The sequence below is a fragment of the Okeania sp. SIO3I5 genome (assembly GCF_010672085.1).
Classification (GTDB): Bacteria; Cyanobacteriota; Cyanobacteriia; order Cyanobacteriales; family Microcoleaceae; genus Trichodesmium.
On record NZ_JAAHHT010000129.1, the window covers coordinates 6,884 to 25,952 of the forward strand.

At 37.7% G+C, this 19,069-nt stretch carries 22 protein-coding genes and 2 pseudogenes; 13 read left to right on the top strand and 11 right to left on the bottom strand.

The features are described from left to right. The 7 genes from F6K40_RS24730 to F6K40_RS24760 form a co-directional block, all read right to left on the bottom strand. A partial coding sequence (locus F6K40_RS24730; protein WP_293139755.1) for an Rpn family recombination-promoting nuclease/putative transposase occupies positions 1 to 521 on the bottom strand: 521 nt, incomplete at its 3' end. A 298-nt stretch (positions 522 to 819) separates the two neighbouring features. Beyond that, a complete protein-coding gene (locus F6K40_RS24735; RefSeq protein ID WP_293139756.1) occupies positions 820 to 1,758 on the bottom strand; it encodes an Rpn family recombination-promoting nuclease/putative transposase in 939 nt (312 codons plus the stop codon). Between the two features lie 144 nt (positions 1,759 to 1,902). Then, complete coding sequence (locus tag F6K40_RS24740; RefSeq protein WP_293139757.1) at positions 1,903 to 2,301, bottom strand: hypothetical protein; 399 nt, start codon at positions 2,299 to 2,301, stop codon at positions 1,903 to 1,905. A gap of 41 nt (positions 2,302 to 2,342) precedes the next feature. Next, positions 2,343 to 2,465: a hypothetical protein gene (locus F6K40_RS24745; RefSeq protein WP_293139758.1), complete on the bottom strand. Its 123-nt coding sequence runs from the start codon at positions 2,463 to 2,465 to the stop codon at positions 2,343 to 2,345. Further along, the gene (galE, locus tag F6K40_RS24750; protein ID WP_293139759.1) at positions 2,438 to 3,439 is read right to left on the bottom strand and encodes a UDP-glucose 4-epimerase GalE; all 1,002 of its coding nucleotides are present in this window, start codon (positions 3,437 to 3,439) and stop codon (positions 2,438 to 2,440) included. The genes F6K40_RS24745 and galE overlap by 28 nt, the downstream gene beginning before the upstream one ends. A 924-nt stretch (positions 3,440 to 4,363) precedes the next feature. After that, a complete protein-coding gene (locus F6K40_RS24755; RefSeq protein WP_293139760.1) occupies positions 4,364 to 5,032 on the bottom strand; it encodes a (2Fe-2S) ferredoxin domain-containing protein in 669 nt (222 codons plus the stop codon). A gap of 139 nt (positions 5,033 to 5,171) precedes the next feature. Next, a complete protein-coding gene (locus F6K40_RS24760; protein WP_293139761.1) occupies positions 5,172 to 5,417 on the bottom strand; it encodes an Asr1405/Asl0597 family protein in 246 nt (81 codons plus the stop codon). 277 nt (positions 5,418 to 5,694) lie between these two features. Between F6K40_RS24760 and dpsA the strand changes: the two genes are divergently transcribed. The 4 genes from dpsA to F6K40_RS24780 all read left to right on the top strand — a co-directional run bounded on the left by dpsA (position 5,695) and on the right by F6K40_RS24780 (position 10,335). Then, entirely contained in the window at positions 5,695 to 6,234 is a 540-nt protein-coding gene (gene dpsA / locus F6K40_RS24765) for a DNA starvation/stress protection protein DpsA (RefSeq protein WP_293139762.1), read from the top strand. A gap of 1,421 nt (positions 6,235 to 7,655) precedes the next feature. After that, positions 7,656 to 7,778: a hypothetical protein gene (locus F6K40_RS24770; RefSeq protein WP_293139763.1), complete on the top strand. Its 123-nt coding sequence runs from the start codon at positions 7,656 to 7,658 to the stop codon at positions 7,776 to 7,778. A gap of 1,232 nt (positions 7,779 to 9,010) precedes the next feature. Then, the gene (locus F6K40_RS24775) at positions 9,011 to 9,991 is read left to right on the top strand and encodes an aldo/keto reductase (RefSeq protein ID WP_293139764.1); all 981 of its coding nucleotides are present in this window, start codon (positions 9,011 to 9,013) and stop codon (positions 9,989 to 9,991) included. A gap of 143 nt (positions 9,992 to 10,134) precedes the next feature. Further along, the gene (locus F6K40_RS24780; protein ID WP_293139765.1) at positions 10,135 to 10,335 is read left to right on the top strand and encodes a hypothetical protein; all 201 of its coding nucleotides are present in this window, start codon (positions 10,135 to 10,137) and stop codon (positions 10,333 to 10,335) included. 439 nt (positions 10,336 to 10,774) lie between these two features. Here the strand turns inward: F6K40_RS24780 and F6K40_RS24785 are convergent, their stop codons facing one another. Together F6K40_RS24785 and F6K40_RS24790 are read right to left on the bottom strand one after the other, a co-directional pair. After that, positions 10,775 to 11,254, bottom strand: a complete 480-nt coding sequence (locus F6K40_RS24785; RefSeq protein ID WP_293139766.1) for a hypothetical protein — start codon at positions 11,252 to 11,254, stop codon at positions 10,775 to 10,777. A gap of 3 nt (positions 11,255 to 11,257) precedes the next feature. After that, positions 11,258 to 11,590 carry a hypothetical protein gene (locus F6K40_RS24790; protein WP_293139767.1) on the bottom strand — a complete coding sequence of 111 codons (333 nt, stop codon included), beginning with the start codon at positions 11,588 to 11,590 and terminating at the stop codon, positions 11,258 to 11,260. A gap of 295 nt (positions 11,591 to 11,885) precedes the next feature. Between F6K40_RS24790 and F6K40_RS41030 the strand changes: the two genes are divergently transcribed. The 9 genes and pseudogenes from F6K40_RS41030 (at position 11,886) to F6K40_RS41635 (ending at position 16,902) form a co-directional block, all read left to right on the top strand. Next, on the top strand, positions 11,886 to 12,068 hold the full coding sequence (locus tag F6K40_RS41030; protein ID WP_365672681.1) for a ribbon-helix-helix protein, CopG family: 183 nt from the start codon (positions 11,886 to 11,888) through the stop codon (positions 12,066 to 12,068). 17 nt (positions 12,069 to 12,085) lie between these two features. Continuing rightward, complete coding sequence (locus F6K40_RS24795) at positions 12,086 to 12,268, top strand: hypothetical protein (protein ID WP_293139768.1); 183 nt, start codon at positions 12,086 to 12,088, stop codon at positions 12,266 to 12,268. 56 nt (positions 12,269 to 12,324) lie between these two features. After that, on the top strand, positions 12,325 to 12,486 hold the full coding sequence (locus F6K40_RS24800) for a hypothetical protein (RefSeq protein ID WP_293139769.1): 162 nt from the start codon (positions 12,325 to 12,327) through the stop codon (positions 12,484 to 12,486). A gap of 502 nt (positions 12,487 to 12,988) precedes the next feature. Further along, a complete protein-coding gene (gene mnmH / locus F6K40_RS24805) occupies positions 12,989 to 14,005 on the top strand; it encodes a tRNA 2-selenouridine(34) synthase MnmH (protein ID WP_293139770.1) in 1,017 nt (338 codons plus the stop codon). 98 nt (positions 14,006 to 14,103) lie between these two features. After that, positions 14,104 to 14,361, top strand: coding sequence for a transposase (locus F6K40_RS41420; RefSeq protein WP_375340598.1), 258 nt, complete (start codon positions 14,104 to 14,106; stop codon positions 14,359 to 14,361). Between the two features lie 95 nt (positions 14,362 to 14,456). After that, a complete protein-coding gene (locus F6K40_RS41425) occupies positions 14,457 to 14,684 on the top strand; it encodes a transposase (RefSeq protein WP_375340600.1) in 228 nt (75 codons plus the stop codon). A gap of 182 nt (positions 14,685 to 14,866) precedes the next feature. Next, positions 14,867 to 15,046, top strand: a complete 180-nt coding sequence (locus F6K40_RS41430) for a hypothetical protein (RefSeq protein WP_375340599.1) — start codon at positions 14,867 to 14,869, stop codon at positions 15,044 to 15,046. A gap of 331 nt (positions 15,047 to 15,377) precedes the next feature. After that, positions 15,378 to 16,329, top strand: a pseudogene (locus tag F6K40_RS24815) (IS630 family transposase). A 474-nt stretch (positions 16,330 to 16,803) separates the two neighbouring features. Beyond that, on the top strand, positions 16,804 to 16,902 hold the full coding sequence (locus F6K40_RS41635; protein WP_483143776.1) for a transposase-like zinc-binding domain-containing protein: 99 nt from the start codon (positions 16,804 to 16,806) through the stop codon (positions 16,900 to 16,902). A 1,073-nt stretch (positions 16,903 to 17,975) separates the two neighbouring features. Here F6K40_RS41635 and F6K40_RS24820 read toward each other — a convergent pair. Continuing rightward, on the bottom strand, positions 17,976 to 18,737 hold the full coding sequence (locus F6K40_RS24820) for an LmeA family phospholipid-binding protein (RefSeq protein ID WP_365672688.1): 762 nt from the start codon (positions 18,735 to 18,737) through the stop codon (positions 17,976 to 17,978). Between the two features lie 157 nt (positions 18,738 to 18,894). Continuing rightward, positions 18,895 to 19,069 (bottom strand): annotated as a pseudogene (locus tag F6K40_RS24825) (IS1 family transposase); the annotation flags it as partial.

Here is a 19,069-nt window from a genome sequence, read left to right on the forward strand (position 1 = left end):
ATTAAACTCTCTAATTCCTCTAATTTTTTCTGAAATTTTGGTAATTCCACAAATATTAATTTTAAATCATCCTCTATATAATCAACATTTTTTTTCTGCTCTTTAAACACAAATCTATTGATAGCTTCGGGAAGTTGCTCAACATCAAACATATTAAAATCAGTAATTGTCACAGCTATTACTGGATTTAGCAGAAAATAAAGTTCACCTTTTTCTAATTGATTAGCATAAGTTTTACACAGATTATAAGCCACCCGTTTCCCAAAAGCTTGCATCGGAGAAACTTGCATTTCAATAATCACTATTGATTTGTCAGATAATGTGGCTCTAATATCTAAATAACTATCTTTTAAAGATTCTACTTGACCAGGATTATAGGGATTATTAATTGTCAAGGATTGGATGATATTTTCACCATCATAAATAATGGCATTCAGAAAACTGATAAGTATTTGTTGAGATTGATTAGAGCCGAATATTTTTTTAAAGGCATAATCAACTTTAGGATTGATAAATTTCATAATGGTTGAGCAAGAAGTAGATTTCTAATTATGTATAATAACATTCTAACTGAAGATTTCAGGGAATAAAAATAAAGTCATGCATTCATACATTAATATTTTAGAGGTTTCCAACCTCAACTTTGACATTTTCAAGGCAAAATTAGACGTTCCAAACCTCAACCTAACTGATATAGCGCTACGGATTAAGGTGAGGACATTTCTAAATCCTGTTTGCTCCGCATTTCGTAGGAAAATCCTTTGAAATTCTACTATTCTTTATTCCCTATTCAAGTAGCGCTATAACTGATAACTGAATTTACAGATTATCCAACCAACTCAATAAATCTGCCAGAGTATTAAAATCAAAAAGTGCCTTAACTAAACTTTCTAAATTTTCACTCTTTAAATTAGAAATCTGATTACTAATATCTTTATCAACCTCTCCAAAACGTTGATTAATTAAAGACATTACTATTTTTAATTCCCCTATGTTTATTCCTTCAGCACGACCTTCTTCGCGACCTTCAGCGCGACCTTCTTCTTTCGCATAAGTTATTTTCCCTGTTTCATCTTGCAACATTATTGCTCGTCGTTCAAATTCCTCCAATTCTTTCCTACTATAATTAGCTCGATTAGCAATATTTAGAGCGCGTTCAATTTCTGGCACTTCCCCTAAAGATTCGGGAATTATATCCAAACTAGCAGTTTCTTTTAAAAAGAAAATCCACTTATCTATTAAACTCTCTAATTCCTCTAATTTTTTCTGAAATTTTGGTAATTCCACAAATATTAATTTTAAATCATCCTCTATATAATCAACATTTTTTTTCTGCTCTTTAAACACAAATCTATTGATAGCTTCGGGAAGTTGCTCAACATCAAACATATTAAAATCAGTAATTGTCACAGCTATTACTGGATTTAGCAGAAAATAAAGTTCACCTTTTTCTAATTGATTAGCATAAGTTTTACACAGATTATAAGCCACCCGTTTCCCAAAAGCTTGCATCGGAGAAACTTGCATTTCAATAATCACTATTGATTTGTCAGATAATGTGGCTCTAATATCTAAATAACTATCTTTTAAAGATTCTATTTGACCAGGATTATAGGGATTATTAATTGTTAAAGATTGGATGATATTTTCACCATCATAAATAATGGCATTTAGAAAACTGATAAGTATTTGTTGAGATTGACTAGAGCCGAATATTTTTTTAAAGGCATAATCAATTTTAGGACTGATAAATTTCATAATTGTTTAGCAATAAGTTTAGTTTTCAAGAGTTAAATTGTTTTTTACTTATATTATTATTGTGAAAGTCTAGGGTCGTTAACCATTAACTTAGTAAGCTCTTGCTTCATAGGATTTAAAAGTTGAGGATTGGAAATGAAAAAACTAAGTTTTTTCATCTGATTTTTTTTTATTTCCTCTTTTCCAATTATTTCTTTCAACGCTTTTATTTATTATGATTAGAGATTTTGGATGATTATATATTATCCAATATAAATAGGGAAATATTTCTGAATATAGGGTACAAATTTTTTCTCTCCCTTCTATTTTAAAAACGTAATTGATTCCGTGTTCTGCGCTCAAATCTGTCCATAAAACATCTATTAAGTTTAAATTATAAATACACTTTTGATAACCTTCCCACAACTTTTCTTTTTCCCAAATCTTAGTATCTTTACTTAGTTGATAACGGTTGTTTAAGAAAGTGACAAATATTGCGATACCTCCAGCAACTAACGAGCTAATAACATATTTCCAACCATCAGGAATATCTGGAATAACCATTAGTTTGATTCTCCTTAATTCATATCTTCAGCAATTAAATTCTAACAAATGTTCCATCTCCCCACACCTACCACACCTCCCACACCTCCCACACCTACCACACCTCCCACACCTCCCACACCTCCCACACTCCCAGTTATTCGTCGTGTCTTTTTTGATGCCACTGCCAAGCATGAGCAATAATTTCTTTAACCTCTGGATATTTCGGATACCAACCCAATACTCTCCTTGCTTTCTCACTACTTCCTACCAAAATAGGAGCATCTCCAGGACGGCGATCGCGCTCCTCCACCTTAAATTCTCTACCAGTTACTTCCTTAACAGTCTCTATCACTTCCCTAACCGAAAACCCATTACCATTACCCAAATTAAAAATATCGCTGTCACCACCATTCAATAAATATTCCAATCCCAAAACATGAGCATCTGCTAAATCGCACACATGAATATAATCTCGAATACAAGTACCATCAGGAGTATCATAATCAATGCCAAAAATTGAGATAGAATCTCTCTTACCCAATGCTGCAAACAATACCAAAGGAATTAGATGAGTCTCCGGATTATGATCTTCTCCAGTCAAACCATTAGGATGCGCTCCCGCTGCATTAAAATAACGGAAACAAACCGACTTAAAATCATAAGCAACCTCAAAGTCCGCCAGTATTTGTTCTAGCATCCGCTTACTCGCACCATAAGGATTAATCGGATTTTTCGGATGATCCTCAGGAATAGGACTGGTTTGCGGTTCCCCGTAAATAGCAGCAGTCGAAGAAAAAACAAACTTTTTCACCGATGCTGCCAACATTGCTTCCAATAATGTCAGAGTTCCTACCACATTATTGTTGTAATATTTTTTTGGATCTTTGACTGATTCCCCCACAAAAATATATGCAGCAAAGTGCATCACTGCTGCAATCTTGTGAGTAGCAAAAATTTTATCTAATAAAGAGCGATCGCTCGTATCCCCAACAATCATTTCTACTTTCAGGACATTTTCTACAATGTCCCGATGTCCATAAACCAGATTATCCAAAATTACTACATCATAACCTGCATTTTGTAAAGCTTGTACTGCATGGGAACCGATATATCCTGCTCCCCCACTTACTAAAATAGTTGGCTTAGTTTGTGACACTTTTTCAGTTTCCTTTTAATTATTAACTTAGTAGTTCCCGTGACATACTCCCACACTCAGCTAACGCTATAGTAAAGAATGCCTATCGCCTTATGTTTTATAGAAACCAAGAGCGTATCTATAGAAAAGAGGGAGTAGGGATTAGGGATTAGGGAGTAGGGAGTAAGTCCTAGAGAGTATAGAGAAAGAATTGATGAATTTTATTCGATAATTGATTTCCTGTTTTTCTGATTGTTTATATCTATATTGGTATCAACACCCAGGATGTTGATTTTTGAGGAGCGGAATCTTATGTGGGATAAGGGCAATACAAAAAAAGATTGAAAAATACTTCTATATTATCCAATACCCCCACTCCCTCACTCCCTCACTCCCCTACTCCCCTACTCCCCCACTCACGATCCTAGATCCCAAATGGGTTCTATATTTGCTGTAGCGTTTTTATCACGACAGATTACCATCCCACTCCGGAGGGCAAGAATGAATCCTGTCTGACAACTTTTTAGGGACTTTTTACCTAAAAAATCAGGTTTAAAGCTTCTCCTTTCAAGGAGAAAAAGCAGTCCTTGGATGGATGGGTTACCTAACTATATCCAATCCACCAAGAAAAGAAAAAAATTCCTTTTAACCAATCCTTCTATTACAGAAGAAGTAATTATTAATTATTAATTATTAATTATTGAAACACAGTTTGATTAATCAGTTGTTGTGTCCCTCAGATTCATTGCTATAGTTAACCACCCGTTATTTGAAGGTCTTGCTCACAACCTGAGTTACCCAAAAATTGAATCTTGACAGATCACTATACTATTCTGGTTATTTATTACAACTATACAACAGAAAATTTCCACAGCAGAAAATTTCCAATCCCCAAAAAGAGATTGGAATTTACATAAAGCTACTATAAATTCGGAAACTTTTATGTTATGCTTCTAAGGCGAAGTGCTTTTCAATAACTTCGGGAATTTCTGTCGAACTAATCCGACTGTATTTAGCTTTGTTCGGCATAATTATCATGTTTGGCCCTGCTTTACACTTTTTCAGGCATCCCGTTTTCTTGATTGTCACCTGGTCTTCTAAACCGCGATCGCTCAATGCTTCCGACAATGCTTGACAAACTTTGCCTGCACCCCGTTTTTGACAATCAGATTTTTGACATACCAAAATTTGAGCTTTTTTACCTGCACATTTAGCATTAGCTCCAGTTACTTTTTGAGATTTACTACAAATACCCTCAGTTTCAGGTAATTTCAGTTCTGTTACTTGACTTGATGACTTTTCCAACAATCCCCAAGTCTGATTTGGGCATGGTTCTGCTGCATTTTTGCTACAATCTGGTATAATTTTATATGCTTTAAGTTCTTCTTCACCAGTTTTTTTACATACAGTCATTTCACCAGTCATCTTAACCCCTAAACCTGGTATTAATACCGATGAAAAATTCCGCCGTAAACCCTTGGCTACTTTAACAACATAATTATTTCCTGCTGGTGTCTCTACATGAACATATTTCACTTTATAGCCATCTTTGAGAGTAACTTCTTGGACTTTTCCTGACAAACTGAATTTTTTCTGATGCTTGAATTTAGACATTGTTGCTTTTGCTTATTTGCTTACTAATGGTTATCTGTGTGGCTTTGGATAGGTTTAATTACTTAGGTAAAAGTTTTGTATCTCTACAGAGAAATACATTACTTTTGTTCCTATTTAATTGATAGTATTAATCAGCATATTAGCTAACCTCCCAACAACTTTGTAACAATTGCACCAATTCGTGACGATTAGCTGTGAATTGTTTTAAGACACTTTTTAGTTGGGTAACTTCATTTACATTTTTTAGATGTACCTGTAATGGCTTTTCTACTTCACACCAACAATCAATATCTAATTCTTGTAAGCGTCTATATACTTGCCATCTATCTACACAACTTACATCTACAATTTCACAGGTGTTTGGCCTCTGATTGAATGTACTCATTTTTTTACAATTGAAATATATTAGCACTAAATTTATTCCTAAGCTCTGGTGGAAGTGGAGTATGTTTCTACCAGTTACCCTCTATCTCTGAGTCTACATTATTTAATAAATTTTCTCAATAGTTTTAAAAAAATTACTTGCTAACTCATAATATCTTTTATCTGTTAACCTGACTCAGGTTGACTCATCTATTAACTGTGCTAGACTTAAATCTATTAGCAATAAAAAAGCTAGATAACTAGCATTAAACTAAGTTAATTGAAAGAGGATACATAATATGTCTAATAGCACAGCAACTCCTGTACAAGTATTTGGTCAAATTGCCGATAACCCAGTTGGATTAGAAAAAAGTGTTACTGAACCTGTATGTGAAGGTATGAATATAGCTTTGGCCAGTTTCCAAGCTTTATACCTCCAATATGAGAAACACCATTTTGTTGTAGAAGGAGCAGAGTTCACCCAACTACATGACTTCTTTAAAGAAAGTTATGAAGATGTCAGAGATCATGTCCATGAATTAGCAGAACGCCTCAATGGTTTGGGTGGTGTTCCAGTTGCTAGCTTTGTTAAGTTAGCTGAAATGTGCTGCTTTACTCCTGAGCAAGATGGCAGCTTTAACTCTCGTACTATGGTTGAACACGATCTAAAAGCAGAACAAGATGTAATTAAATTATTACGCCGTCTTGCTGGACAAGCTGAAAGTTTGGGAGATCGGGCTACTCGCTACCTTTATGAGCAAATTTTACTCAAAACTGAAGAGCGTGCATATCATCTAGACCATTTCCTAGCTCCAGACACATTAGTAGTGTTAAACTAGGTCAACTACTCAAAGCAAGCAACCTACAAAGTTATTGAAAATGCTCCGCATACAAGAAGCAGGTAGATGCAAAACCTGAACTTTTGTTTGTCAAATAAATAATAATTTAGACCAGCAAAAAACTTAATTTTGGTAGAGTTAACAAACAAAATGCAGTAATTACTCAGATTTAGGCAATTATACTTCCAAAGGAAGAAAATATCAGGATATTATAGATGGCAGAGAGGTATACCCATTCTCTCTGTCAAATTTTTTTGCTAGGGCTATATTGAGTAGCTACTACATAAATTATAACCCTATTGCTAAAATTTAGCAACTACTCTGAAAAAATTTTAAAAATTGTAAAATTGATTACTAAATTCATTGATTAATGGGACTTAAACACCTTAGAGAGCCAAAAAACAGGTTCAAATACAGATGGGAAAAGGCTTTTACCTCAAAAAGATATAATATAAATCCGTAGGTCATCACGGGTTCTAGCCATTTTTAAGGCATCGACGTAATTCCATTCCCTAGAGTAGCTTTGACGCATTTTTTCAACTAGAAAATGTTTAAGTATAGCGCTAGGCGAAGCGTGAATAGGGAATAGGGAATAGTAAACTGTCAAAGGGTTTTTCCTTCGGAAATGCTCCGCAAACAGGATTTAGAAATGTCCTAATCTTGGCTGCGACTGCTATACCATTAACTACCGGCTGTTGTCCCGCGCTCTCCATCCCCCCCTAACCCCCCAAGGATAAGCTATCCCTGATAAGGAACTCTTGAAACCCTTGTGGGAGGGTGGTCCGGATGGGGAGGATGGGGAGGAGGGGGAGGAAGAATTCTGTCTACATTCATAAAAAAGTGTATTGAAAAACACACTTTTCTCCTGAAAAAGCCGATTCAAGACTTCAACATAACTTGTCTATGTTGTCAAGTTTTATGAAAAGAGAAAGATGTTTATAAAGCATAGCTTGGAAAGGGGGGAGGGGAGCGTCGGGAGTATGTCAATTGATTGGAATTAGCTATGGGGAATAATTGACCCTGAATGTAGGGTTGTAAATTAGAAAATCATTGGTGTATAGGAGCTTTGTCCCCATACCGATCTTATACCATTTCTCAAAAATTTTTCTACATTTGATTGAAGTAGGGGAGTCGGGGAGTAGGGGAGTGATATAGAATCTGGGTAATTAGTTATCGTATTACTGAGGAGTAAGGAGTAAGGAGGTAGGGACGTTGCATAAGGGCGTCCGTACGGAGTAAGAAAGGAAATGAAAATGCATAAATTTTTAAATTCGTGCTTCTAGCTTAACATATTTCAGTTGAGGAAGTAATAAGCGCGATTATTTTGCGATTACTGTATAACCGGATTTTATATGAGGGAGAAGTAAAAACAAGAATAATTAGGGTTTGCTGAAAAAAGCAGAGTCTGGGGAGAGTAGGAAGTGTGGGAAGTGTGGGGAGGGTGGGGAGACACAGAAAGTAGGAGGGGTAATTGTAGCTTGATTTTTTTGTGCTTGTCTGCCTTTTCTCCTAACATGCATGGGCATGAAGAGCTGAAAACCTGATAGTTTTTTCGACACAAAGAAGGCAATTGCCTTCTTTGTGTCAATGGTTTGAGAACTAATCAGCAAACCCTAAGAAACTGTTTGTAAAATAAGTCTTAAGAGAGTTGTTGAGTGACTAAAATCTCAAAGTAAAAGGTACTTCAAGAGATTGAAATTTGGTAGATTGATTAGGTGGAAAGGTATATATGTTCCCTTTATTTTAACTCTTCAATACTTGTCTTGATTTCTTCGGACCCCCATACCTATTCCCTCCATACCTATTCCCTGTTCCCAGTTAAGTGTTCCCTATCTCCTTTTTAGATTTCCTGATACATTCAGTCTCTAATTAATAGACTTGTCGCTTTATAACTTAAAAAATCCTCAAAACCCTTGATATGTAAGGATTATAGCTATCAATAACCTAAAGTACCTGGAATTATTACTCTGCCTGAGTTTGAGCGATTTTTTCCCTCTATTTAGCGACAAGTCTAATGATTAATGATGAATAATTAACTTTCCTGGCGGGAAGTCCCGCGCTCTCCATCCCCCCTAACCCCCCGTGCATAGGGGGGAGGGGGAGCGTCGGGATGAAAGCCAGGGCCTGGATTCGGATACCTTCATAAGCTAAACGTTCATATGCCCTTGACACTTTTAGGAGCATTTTGTTATTGTAAAAGTCAAAATAGGGGGAGGACATCACCTCTGTCATGCGCAGCGGTCAGGGTTTCCCAGACTGAAGAATCCCTATTAGTCCCGTAAGGGCAACGTCGGGAGTATGTCAAATAAGGACTTACGCAAGGGCACTAATTATAGTGGGAATATTGGGAATATTGACTAAACAATACTCCATATATAGCGGGGAAGCATAAGTCCTGTAAATAATTCAGCAATATTCGCCTCCCCAATAAAGGGAAAAAGCGGTCGAGAGATGGCGAGGTCTCCCGCTCTTTCAGAGCCGCTTCCTCTTGCTACGGTAGCTCTCCTCTTACTATGGTAGCTCTCCTCTTACTACGGTAGCTCTCGCTAACGCTAACGGCATATCCAATCGACCAAGAGAGTGATTGATTTTATTTTTAATTTTCACGCCTATGTCTAATAGACATCTCCAAAAATAAAAAGTAAAATCAATTATTATCCATAAATAATCAATTATTCTCCTCCTGGGAGGGGTTGGGGGGTTGGTTGCCCCTGTTCCCTGTTCCCCCTTTTCTGGAGATGTCTAATGTATAATGTCAAAAAAACTATCAATAACTATGATTGAAAAAACTACTAGACGTAACTTTATCATAACCAGTGCTACTGTTGCCAGTGGCATCTTATGTGCTACTACTATAAATAAACAGACTCAGGCAAAAGTAGCATCTGCTGAGAAACTACCCACTACATCTACAATGCCAGAACGAGTATTAGGGAAAACAGGTGTAAAAGTGCCACTTTTAGGTTTAGGTGGTGCAGGAAAAACTCCTGTAGATAAAAGTGGGCAAGAAAAAGAAGCGACCGCAATAATTGAAGCAGCCTTATCTCTGGGAATTAGATATTTTGATACTGCTGCTAGTTATGGTGCAAATGAAAAACATTTAGGAAAAGTTTTGCCTCCCTATAGAAAGGAGATATTTTTGGCAAGTAAGACAGGTAGACGCGATCGCGATGGAGCATGGCAGGAGTTGGAGCGATCGCTAAAACGGTTAAATACAGATTATCTTGACTCGTGGCAGTTACACCATGTTTCGTTTATGGAAACTTTAGATCAAATTTTTGCTTCCCAAGGTGCTATTAAAGCGATGGAAGAGGCAAAAGAGCAAGGAATAGTCAAGTTTACTGGAATTACAGGTCATCACGAACCGGATGTTATTGCTGAGGGGTTGCGCCGTTATCCGTTTGATACGACTCTAGTTTCTATTAATGCTGCTGATCAAAATCATCCTCGACCATTTGCTCCTACAGTATTGCCAGTAGCGCAACAAAAAAATGTGGGTGTGATTGGGATGAAGATACCTGCTTATGGTAAGTTACTCCGACCGGGAGTGTTGAATATGCAAGAGGCAATGGGATATGTTTTGTCGTTGCCAGGGGTACATTGTTGTGTTATAGCTACGGAGTCCGTGGAAATGTTAAAGTCTAATGTTAGAGTTGCTCAGGGTTTTCAGAAGTTAAGTCGGGAGGATATGGGAGCGATCGAGCAGAAAACAGCTAGTGTTTGGCAGGAAAATACTTTCTTTCGGAGTTGGACTTAGGTAGTCAGCAGTCATGAGTAAGAGTATAACCTGGCTGCTTAGACTCGTATCCTACCTGTGTCCGGTAATTCTCAAGAGAGCTAATATTTTTCCAATCCACTAAATTATTGGAAGATACTCAATATGAGGTTCTAGCACCATGATTGTTAAAGGGTGCCGTTAATGTTCTGTTATGGTTGTTAGTGGAAAGCGCTCTTGGAGAAAAATTATGGATGCTAATGAATTATTGCAAAGGTATTCAGCAGGAGAGAGAGATTTTAACAGTTTCCACAACTTCCCCCACTTCCACAACTTCTGCTGGGGTAGCGATCGCTTCGGGGGAAGTAGGGGGCGTTTCTTGGTGACCTTGTTCCTCAAGAAACTTAATCAATGGCAATTCCTTATAGGTATAGTCGCTGTAAGCTTGTCGCTAAGTAGCCAACTTTCTCAAATCACCGTACTTTTCCCGAATGTCCAACCAAGAAATTCCTAGTTTGGTAAAGAATTTTTTGTATTGACCAAGTGTGCTAGTAGACTGACACAGCTAAAACTGTGCACTCTTATTTTTGTTTCTAGGTATCTTTTCCTCCCCACCCGGACCACACAGACCACACCGACCACCCGGACCATCTAAGGCACCATTTACAGTGGTTTAATGATGAATAAACCACAATCATACTGACTCCTTACTCCTTACTCCTTGCTCATTACTCCTTACTCATTACTCATTACTCCTTACTCATTACTCCTACAACAGTTTTGTGGTCTACTCAACTGAAAAGCACTGTAAGGTGTGTCGGTCCACTAGGTTGTGTCAAAATGTCTATTATCGTTGTTATGTTCTGTGAGTAAGTCTTGCAAATCTTCGGTCCTTGGCTTACTCTCTAAAGGTTTTTCAGCAGTTACTTTAGTAGAGCTAGTATCAGACTCAGGTTCGGCCAAATCTGGGTCTACACTGGTGTCATCCTCCCCTACAAAATTATCTATGAGACTTTCTAGTACAGACTCAGGAGCAAGACCAGAATCTCTAGCTTTCTGTTGGAATTTTTCCCACTTTTTTTTAGTAACTTTGACTTTCACTTTTTCATCCTCTCTTGGTGGATTAACTAAAAAATTAATCAATCCGGCTGTAATTTTTTTGCCAGTAGCCTTGCTATATTCCAAAACCCACTGCCAAGACCTCACAATATCTGGCTTCCCAAAATCATCTTTGAAAAAAGTCTTAGACAAGGCAAGACATTGACTGACATTGGTAGGTATTTGTTGAAATTCGTTGCAGAGCAACTCCTACCCTATTTGAGATGCCAAGATAGTCTCTAAAGCTCTATTATGAGATTTGAGGTAAAACTTGTCGCAGTAATCTTTAAAGGTGTAAACCTTTTTCTCTTCATACAGCCTTTTATATCTAATGGTTGCTAACTCCATTCCTTCTTGAATGTAGGCATGAACATGAGAAAACAAGTCTCTTTCAATATCTTCAAAAATGGCTTTGAGATGGTTTCCCGGTTCCATAATCCTATGCCAAGTATTAATACAATCTTGTGCCCATCTAGGAAGGTTTAAATCTATGTGTGGAAACTCAAACCCCATAGGATTATCTGGAGATTGCTTAGGTCGCATACTTTACAATACTAAATTTATCTTGATTAATGATGTTTGAAGGAAGGCTCGGAGTTATAAGGAAAATAATCTCCCAGCGTTAGTCGTGAGAATAATTGGAATGTTCTCTATATATAGAGACGGTCACAAATTTGAACGCTTCAGAATCTTTGTGGGACAAAAAATTCTCCTTTGTGTCACCTCCTTAGTTTTTTTAAACGCTTATTTAATTTACTAAATTATCAAGCGCTTACATTTTTGTCAAGTAGTTAAGTAAAATATTTTCAACGGCTTGTTATGGACAAAGAAAAAACAAATGGGAAGAAAAACCAAGCATCTTCAGAAGAAGGAACAGCTAAACTTGACAATTACTCCAGAGACGAAGAAACGACTGCAGCGGATAGCCGATTCGCTGAATATCAGCCGAAGTGAGTTAATAGAGAAGTGGGCGACTTCTTGGGAGGAACTTCAATCAGTCGAACTTTTGGGGGAATCCTAGGCCTGTTCCGAGAGGCAATGAAAGAAGCTTCTAACTACATGGATGAGCATGGTGAACGTCTGGAAAAAAGGTTGATAGACCACAAACGTAAAAAAGCTAGTTTTTTATCAAAATCAGCAGCTTTGGAACAAGAAATAGCTTATCTATTGGAGCAGGCCAAAGAATTACCAGATGATTTCCAGTTGAGAGAAGAAGAGTAACCAAAATGCCGATCGCTTAATAGCGTTTGGCCTTTTTATTGGCCATGAAAATCTTAATGGGACAATACTTAGCGATCGCGACTGGAGACTCAAAAGGCCAAATATTCAAACTGCACAACTACGACAAACATCTCCAAGCAGCATACTTCCCTGGCCATCCCCAACAACTCATCCCCCTGGATGAACTAGAACTAATCAATATGCCATTCCTGTATTAGCGACGTAAAAATAGCAGCTGCTTAGAAACCAGTCCACAACCCGGTAAAATCAACTTCTCAGTTATCGGTCTGGGAAGTTTTCTTTTCTCAAAAAAGTAATTTTTTAGTAGAGGGTAGCTTGCCGACCAATCGCTCCTCACCACCTACCCACCAAACCCAAAACATGAGCAATTATCTAAAACTCACAGCCAAAAATAGAATAGCGAATGTTCTAGAAAAAATATTTCTAATGTCTCCTAAAACAGTCGCGAGTGATGGGGCAACTTCCCCATCGCCCCAAATGATAGTTGTCTTGAAGCGTTGGCGGAGCAAGTGCGGCAGCTATATCGCTCTCTATTTTTAAACGTTGGCGGAGCAAGTGCGGCAGCTATATCGCTCTGTATTAACATACACTATATATAGTGTCTTTGCGTAAGTCCTGAGAATGTTTCATTGTTATTTATAACTATTCAAACAGACATGATATTACAGGATTTATTCATTCTTCTTTCTTCCTAAAAATATGACAAAATCCCTCAAACCTGATGCTTTTTTTCAAACACCAGGAGTTATTCTTGATGTTCGTAGTCCCGCCGAATATGCCCAAGGTCATATTCCTGGTGCTGTTAGTTTTCCCCTATTTAATAATGAAGAACGTGCTTTAGTAGGAACTTGCTACAAACAAAAAGGTAAAGATGAAGCAGTAGAGCTAGGGTTAGCGATCGCTGGTCCGAAATTAGCTGATTTTGTTGCCCGTGCCAAAATTTTAGCTCCAGATCGTCAAGTGAGAATTCACTGTTGGCGTGGTGGAATGCGTAGTGCTTCAGTAGGTTGGTTACTAGAAACCGCTGGATTTAATGTTGCTCTACTCATCGCTGGTTATAAAGGGTTTCGGCGTTGGGCGCTTTCTCTATTTTCAGTTCCTCAAAAAATTATTATTCTGGGTGGAATGACTGGTAGTGGCAAAACTGAGATATTGCGTACTTTAAGAAAGATGGGGGAACAGGTTTTAGATTTAGAAGCTCTTGCCAACCATCGTGGTAGTAGTTTCGGAGCTTTGGGGCAGTTGCCTCAACCTACTAACGAGCAATTTTGGAATGCGATCGCGATGGAGTGGGCGAAGTTTGACAGGACTCAACCTTTATGGGTTGAAGCTGAGAGTAAGGGTATTGGGTTATGTCGTATTCCCCAGGAAATTTTTGAGCAAATGGAAAAGGCGATAGTTATTGAAATAAGTCGCAGTCGTCAGGAAAGAGTGGCGTTTTTAGTAGAAATCTATGGGGATGCGAATATTGATGATTTGATTGCTGCTACTGAACGTATTCGTAGACGATTGGGAGGTCTGTGTACGCAAAAAGCAGTTAATTTTTTAAGGGAAGGAAATTTAGCAGCAGCTTCAGATTTAATTCTCAACTATTATGATCAAACCTATACTTACGATTTAAAAAAAAGGGGGGGTTGTATTTATAAAGTTAATGTTTCTAGGTTTTCAAATCTTGATGCTGCAGTATTTTTGCAACAAAAAAGTCAAGAGATTTGATAATTCAATTATCAGTTAATTAGGGCTTTGTTGCACAAACAAAGGAAATAGGATAAAAATAATAGTACATGGCACAAAAAACCTACACCAACGTAGATATGAGTCAGTCCAAGTCCAAGTCCAAGTCTAAGTGCAAGTACCGGGTCAGCAACTGGTCTGAATACGATGCCTCCTTAAAACAGAGAGGGAGTCTCACATTCTGGCTCAATGATGAAGTAATAGAGCAGTGGGTAAACCAAGAGAAAACTGGATGTAGGGGAGCATCGAATATCTATAGTGATGTGGCTATTGAATTAATGGTTTCTCTAAGTAGCCTATTCGGATTAGCGGGATGGCAGACAGAGGGATTTGTATAATCTATATTTGCTCTAATGGCATATTATTTACCTGTACCACTTTGCATAGCACAGTATGCCGTAGGGTCAGGAAATTAAATATTGTGATACCAGTGATGCCAACCCGTGAAGGGATTCACTTAGTAGTAGATTCTACAGGGGTCAAAGTATATGGGCGTTGGGGAATGGAAAACCAGAACTCATGGTTGTCACGTAAACGCAGGACATGGCGCAAATTAGATCTAGGTGTGAATGAGGCTACGGGAGAGATTGTCACAGCAGTTGCCACAACTAATGATGTTAGTGACGACCAAGTATTTAGTGACCTATTAGATGGGGTATAAGGTGATATCGCTCAAGTATCAGGTGATGGAGCTTATGATAAGTGCAAGTGTTATGAAAAAGCCACTCAGGTAGGAGCCAAAACAACTATTCCACCGCGAAAAAATGCGGTGCAACATAGCAGCATGGCAACTGTAGAGGGACTCCTCATCCCAGAGACGAAAACTTAAGGCACATTAGGCAAGTGGGACGAAAGACATGGAAGGGTGAAAGTGGCTACCATCGACGCTCCCTATCTGAAACCACAATGTTGAGCTTCAAAGTGATATATGTACGGAAGTTGCGACGACGAAAATTCGACAATCAAGCAGTAGAGTTGTTCATACAATGTGCCATGCTGAACCGTATGATTCAAACAGGTTAACCCAAAAGCCACAAAGTTGACATCTAGTTAACTCAGACTAAGGGGAGTTATCGCGTTGGCGGAGCCTAGCGGCAGCTATATCGCCACTTTCATGCAACAAAGCCGTTAATTAGCCTTATTTTTGAGTCAATTATATTTGAATGGGTGGTGGTGCATAGTAATGGTAGAGAAAGTGTGGTCCGTGTGGTCCGTGTGGGAAGAAATTAAAAAATATATATTTTCACCATTACAATGCAGGACTACCTTTGAATGAAATAATAATATAGCATTTCCCAGGCTAGTGAGGTACAATAAAAGGGCGATCGCCTAATTAAAATCAACCTCTAAACTAATGAAAGCTTATTCTACCGATCTCAGACAAAAAATTATTGTAATATAAAGAAGGGAATATATCTCAACGTCAATTAGCCCAACAATTTCATGTGGCCTTAAGCTTCATACAAAAATTACTCCAACAATATCGAGAGACAGGAAATATTAGTCCCAAAGTGCGAAGCAAACAAACACCGACAAAACTCAATTCTCAACAGTTACAGGTTCTAGAAGAGCTGTTGAATCGTAATAATGATGCTACCTTGGAGGAACTTCGTCATCAATTAGCACTATCAACAGGAATTTTAGTTGGTCGTTCTACAGTAGATAGAATGCTGCGTCGTCTGAATTTGACTGTCAAAAAAAACACTACATGCAACAGAAAAAGGGACTCAAAGAGTACAACAACAAAGATTAGAGTTCTGGAAAAAAGTTCAAGGAATTTCGGCTGACAATCTAATTTTTGTAGATGAATCTGGAGTAAATTTATCTTTAGTACGTTTATTTGGTCGTTCCTATAAAGGTCAAAGAGCTTATGGTCGGCGTCCTCACACTCATAGGTCAAAATGTATCCATTATTGCTCGAATCAGCCTTCAAGGAATAGTTGCGTGGCGGTAGTCTTATGGGAGGGACTGATGCTATTACTTTTGAGGCATTTATTTCTCAAAAATTGCTACCGAAATTGTGGAAAGGAGCTTGTGTCATTATGGATAATTGCTCAATTCATAAAGGAGAAAGAATTAGAGCTTTAATTGAATCAGTAGGAGCTAAATTAATCTATCTTCCCACTTATTCTCCAGATTTTAACCCTATTGAAAACTGTTGGTCTAAACTCAAAAGTATTTTACGGCTAGTTGGGGCCAGAACTTATCCAGACCTAGCTAAAGCGATTGAATTTGCTTTCAGTCGTATCCATGTTAATGACATTCGTAACTGGTTTATTCATGGCTGCTATTATACAGCATCATAAATCAGAAATGTTTTTGTCTAAGTCCTGTACGGGATACTTTGGGACTAGCGATCGCCCTTTTCTTGTACCTCACTAGCCTGGGAAATGCTATATTATTTCGGCGTTGGTGAATCAAGCTATGAATTGACATACTCCCGACGTTGCCCTTCTATTCCCCCCTTTCAAAGGGGGGTTAGGGGGGATGGACAACGCGGGATTCTGAGGGTCTGGGAAACCCTGACCGCGGAGCATGACAGAGGTGATGTCCTCCCCCTGTGTTGACATTGATAATAACAAAATGCTCCTAGCTTGTGTCTTGGGCATATAAACGTTTAGCTTATGAAGGTATCCGAATCCTGGCCCTGGCTTTCATCCCGACGCTCCCCCTCCCCCCTATGCACGGGGGGTTAGGGGGGATGGAGAGCGCGGGACAACAGCCAGGAAAGTTAAGGTATTTTTAAAATCAATCAAGATTACTATATATACTCTCAAATCATGGAATGTCTGGAATGTAAATCTCATCATATCCGCAAAAACGGAATTAATCGGCAAGGGAAACAAGACTACATCTGTGTTAATTGTTCTCGTCAATGAGAGTGATAATTATTAATTATAACAGGGTTATTTTAAGGAATTCAAACATTCGTGTTTAACAATGTATGTTAATGGCATGGGAATTAGGGCGATCGCTCTAGTCAAAAAAATTCATTAACGCCTATTATTTCTAATTAAGGTTTGCTGAAAAAGTATTTTTGCTCTTTGTAGTAGTCATATCAAATCCGGTAGTATCGGTATAATTCTTGCCCTGTAGGGGTTTGGTCTCCAAACCCTCCACTAACTAGGAGTTTTAACCAATACTGATGGTAGAATTATATCACTTCCGTTGCGAGCGCGGATTTGATATCAGTAGTCAGTAGAAATGGGAGTTTAGAGGAGGTAGGAGTTAGAATTATTCCTCAATTTCTCTGTCCAACTGTTGTCTAAAATACTAACATTTTGAGGCTTTTCAACTAAAAATATCGCACTTTTTCAATACTTAAAAAGGCTAAAAGCTTTATCTGTAAACACTTTCAGATTTAATCAGCACAGCAATAATTAAATATCCATAAATATAGTACTAAGTATTCAGCTATCAGCTCAAGTACAAACTATCTAGGACATAAAGTTTTTATTTTGCTTAGTTCAACATACAGGATATAAGAAGTTTAAACATATTTTTTTTGAGTGAAATAATAATGTTATTTAAGATTGAATATCCATAAACATAGCCTTAAGTATTCAGCTATCAGCTATCATATCAAGTACAAATTATCTAAGACATGAACATTTTTATTATGATTAATTAAATAGACAGGATGTAAGAAGTTTAAACAGGTAGATTTTTTCCCGTTTAAACAACCTTTCCTTCGTCATACTAATGTGAAAAGCCACATATTGCTACATGAATTTGACATAATTTCTACATTTTTCTTAGGTGAGAGTGAGAAATTATTCAAGTTGAAATTTCAGTTGCAATTTATATATAGGTGATATCTTCCCACTATTTTTTTATATTTATATATAGTTCAATAGTCAGGATTAATCCTATAAATCAGACTGGCTTTCATAGTAGATTTGAGCTTAGGCTACAAGGTATAACTTGCAGGCTAGTTGTTAAAGCTTCACTACTATTTTTTATTAATCCCACTGGGAAATTGATCTATTTTAGCCACACCATAAAATGTAATATCATCTCTTCCTACTCGTAATCGATCTACTCGCAGTTGAGTATTTTCTAATGCAAATTGATCTAAATCTAATAAATTATTGACATGAGCTATTAGAGATTTACCTAAGTCTACTGATTCTTGATTACCGTTATATTTGACATTGACAAATTTAATTTTACGTCGCTCTTCCGCTTCAACATTAGCAGTAAAATCAACGTCTATAGGTTTATTTGAAGTTCCTACCCTAATTTGAGTTTTGAGTCTGAGGGCTCTATCTTCAGTTATATTCATTTGAGTATTTTCAAAATGTAGGGGTTCTCCATTATACTTGAGCCTTTGGAGTTTCTCTACCACAAATGGGGTATTGAAAGAAGTGGTCAAATCTGACTCGGTTAACACTGTTCTCAGAGTAGCCTGGATAGGCTGCTTGAGTTTGACTTTACCTGTAAAAATTGCACTGAAGTCTATTGATACAGCTTGCAGGTAAAGTTCCATGACTTCGATGCGAAGGCCATTATACATCCGCATTCCTTTGCCTATGAAGTCAAATCCATCCAAGCTACCCTGTAATAGTTTGGCCACCGGCTCGGCGCGGACATTGGCTTCGACTTTATCAGAACTCTTAAACAGCGCTGCAATGGCAGCTCCTGCTACTTTACTCACTAGGCGATCGCCGCCTTGATTTTGTATTGGCGTACTGGTAAACAATGCCGTCACCATAATTTTTCTATATGTACCTTCCCGATGATTATAACCTTTTTGTGAAGAATTGTAAATTTGACTTGTACTTATGCACTTTATAAGTTTCACTTTTATTCTGAGCAGGACTTGAAGAAAACATAGCCCAAAAAGTGGCGTTGGTAAATTCAAAGATGAATCAGGCAGGAACGGGTACATCTCCAAACTTAAGATAATGAATTAAAACTCTGATGGAATGCTTCAGCATCTCTACAGATTTGGAGTAGCACTGCGGTTTTGCGGTGCACTCGAGCGTGCGTAGTGTCGTCAACGAGTATTTTCTCCTTCTACCCTCGTCATGTAGGTCTTACTGA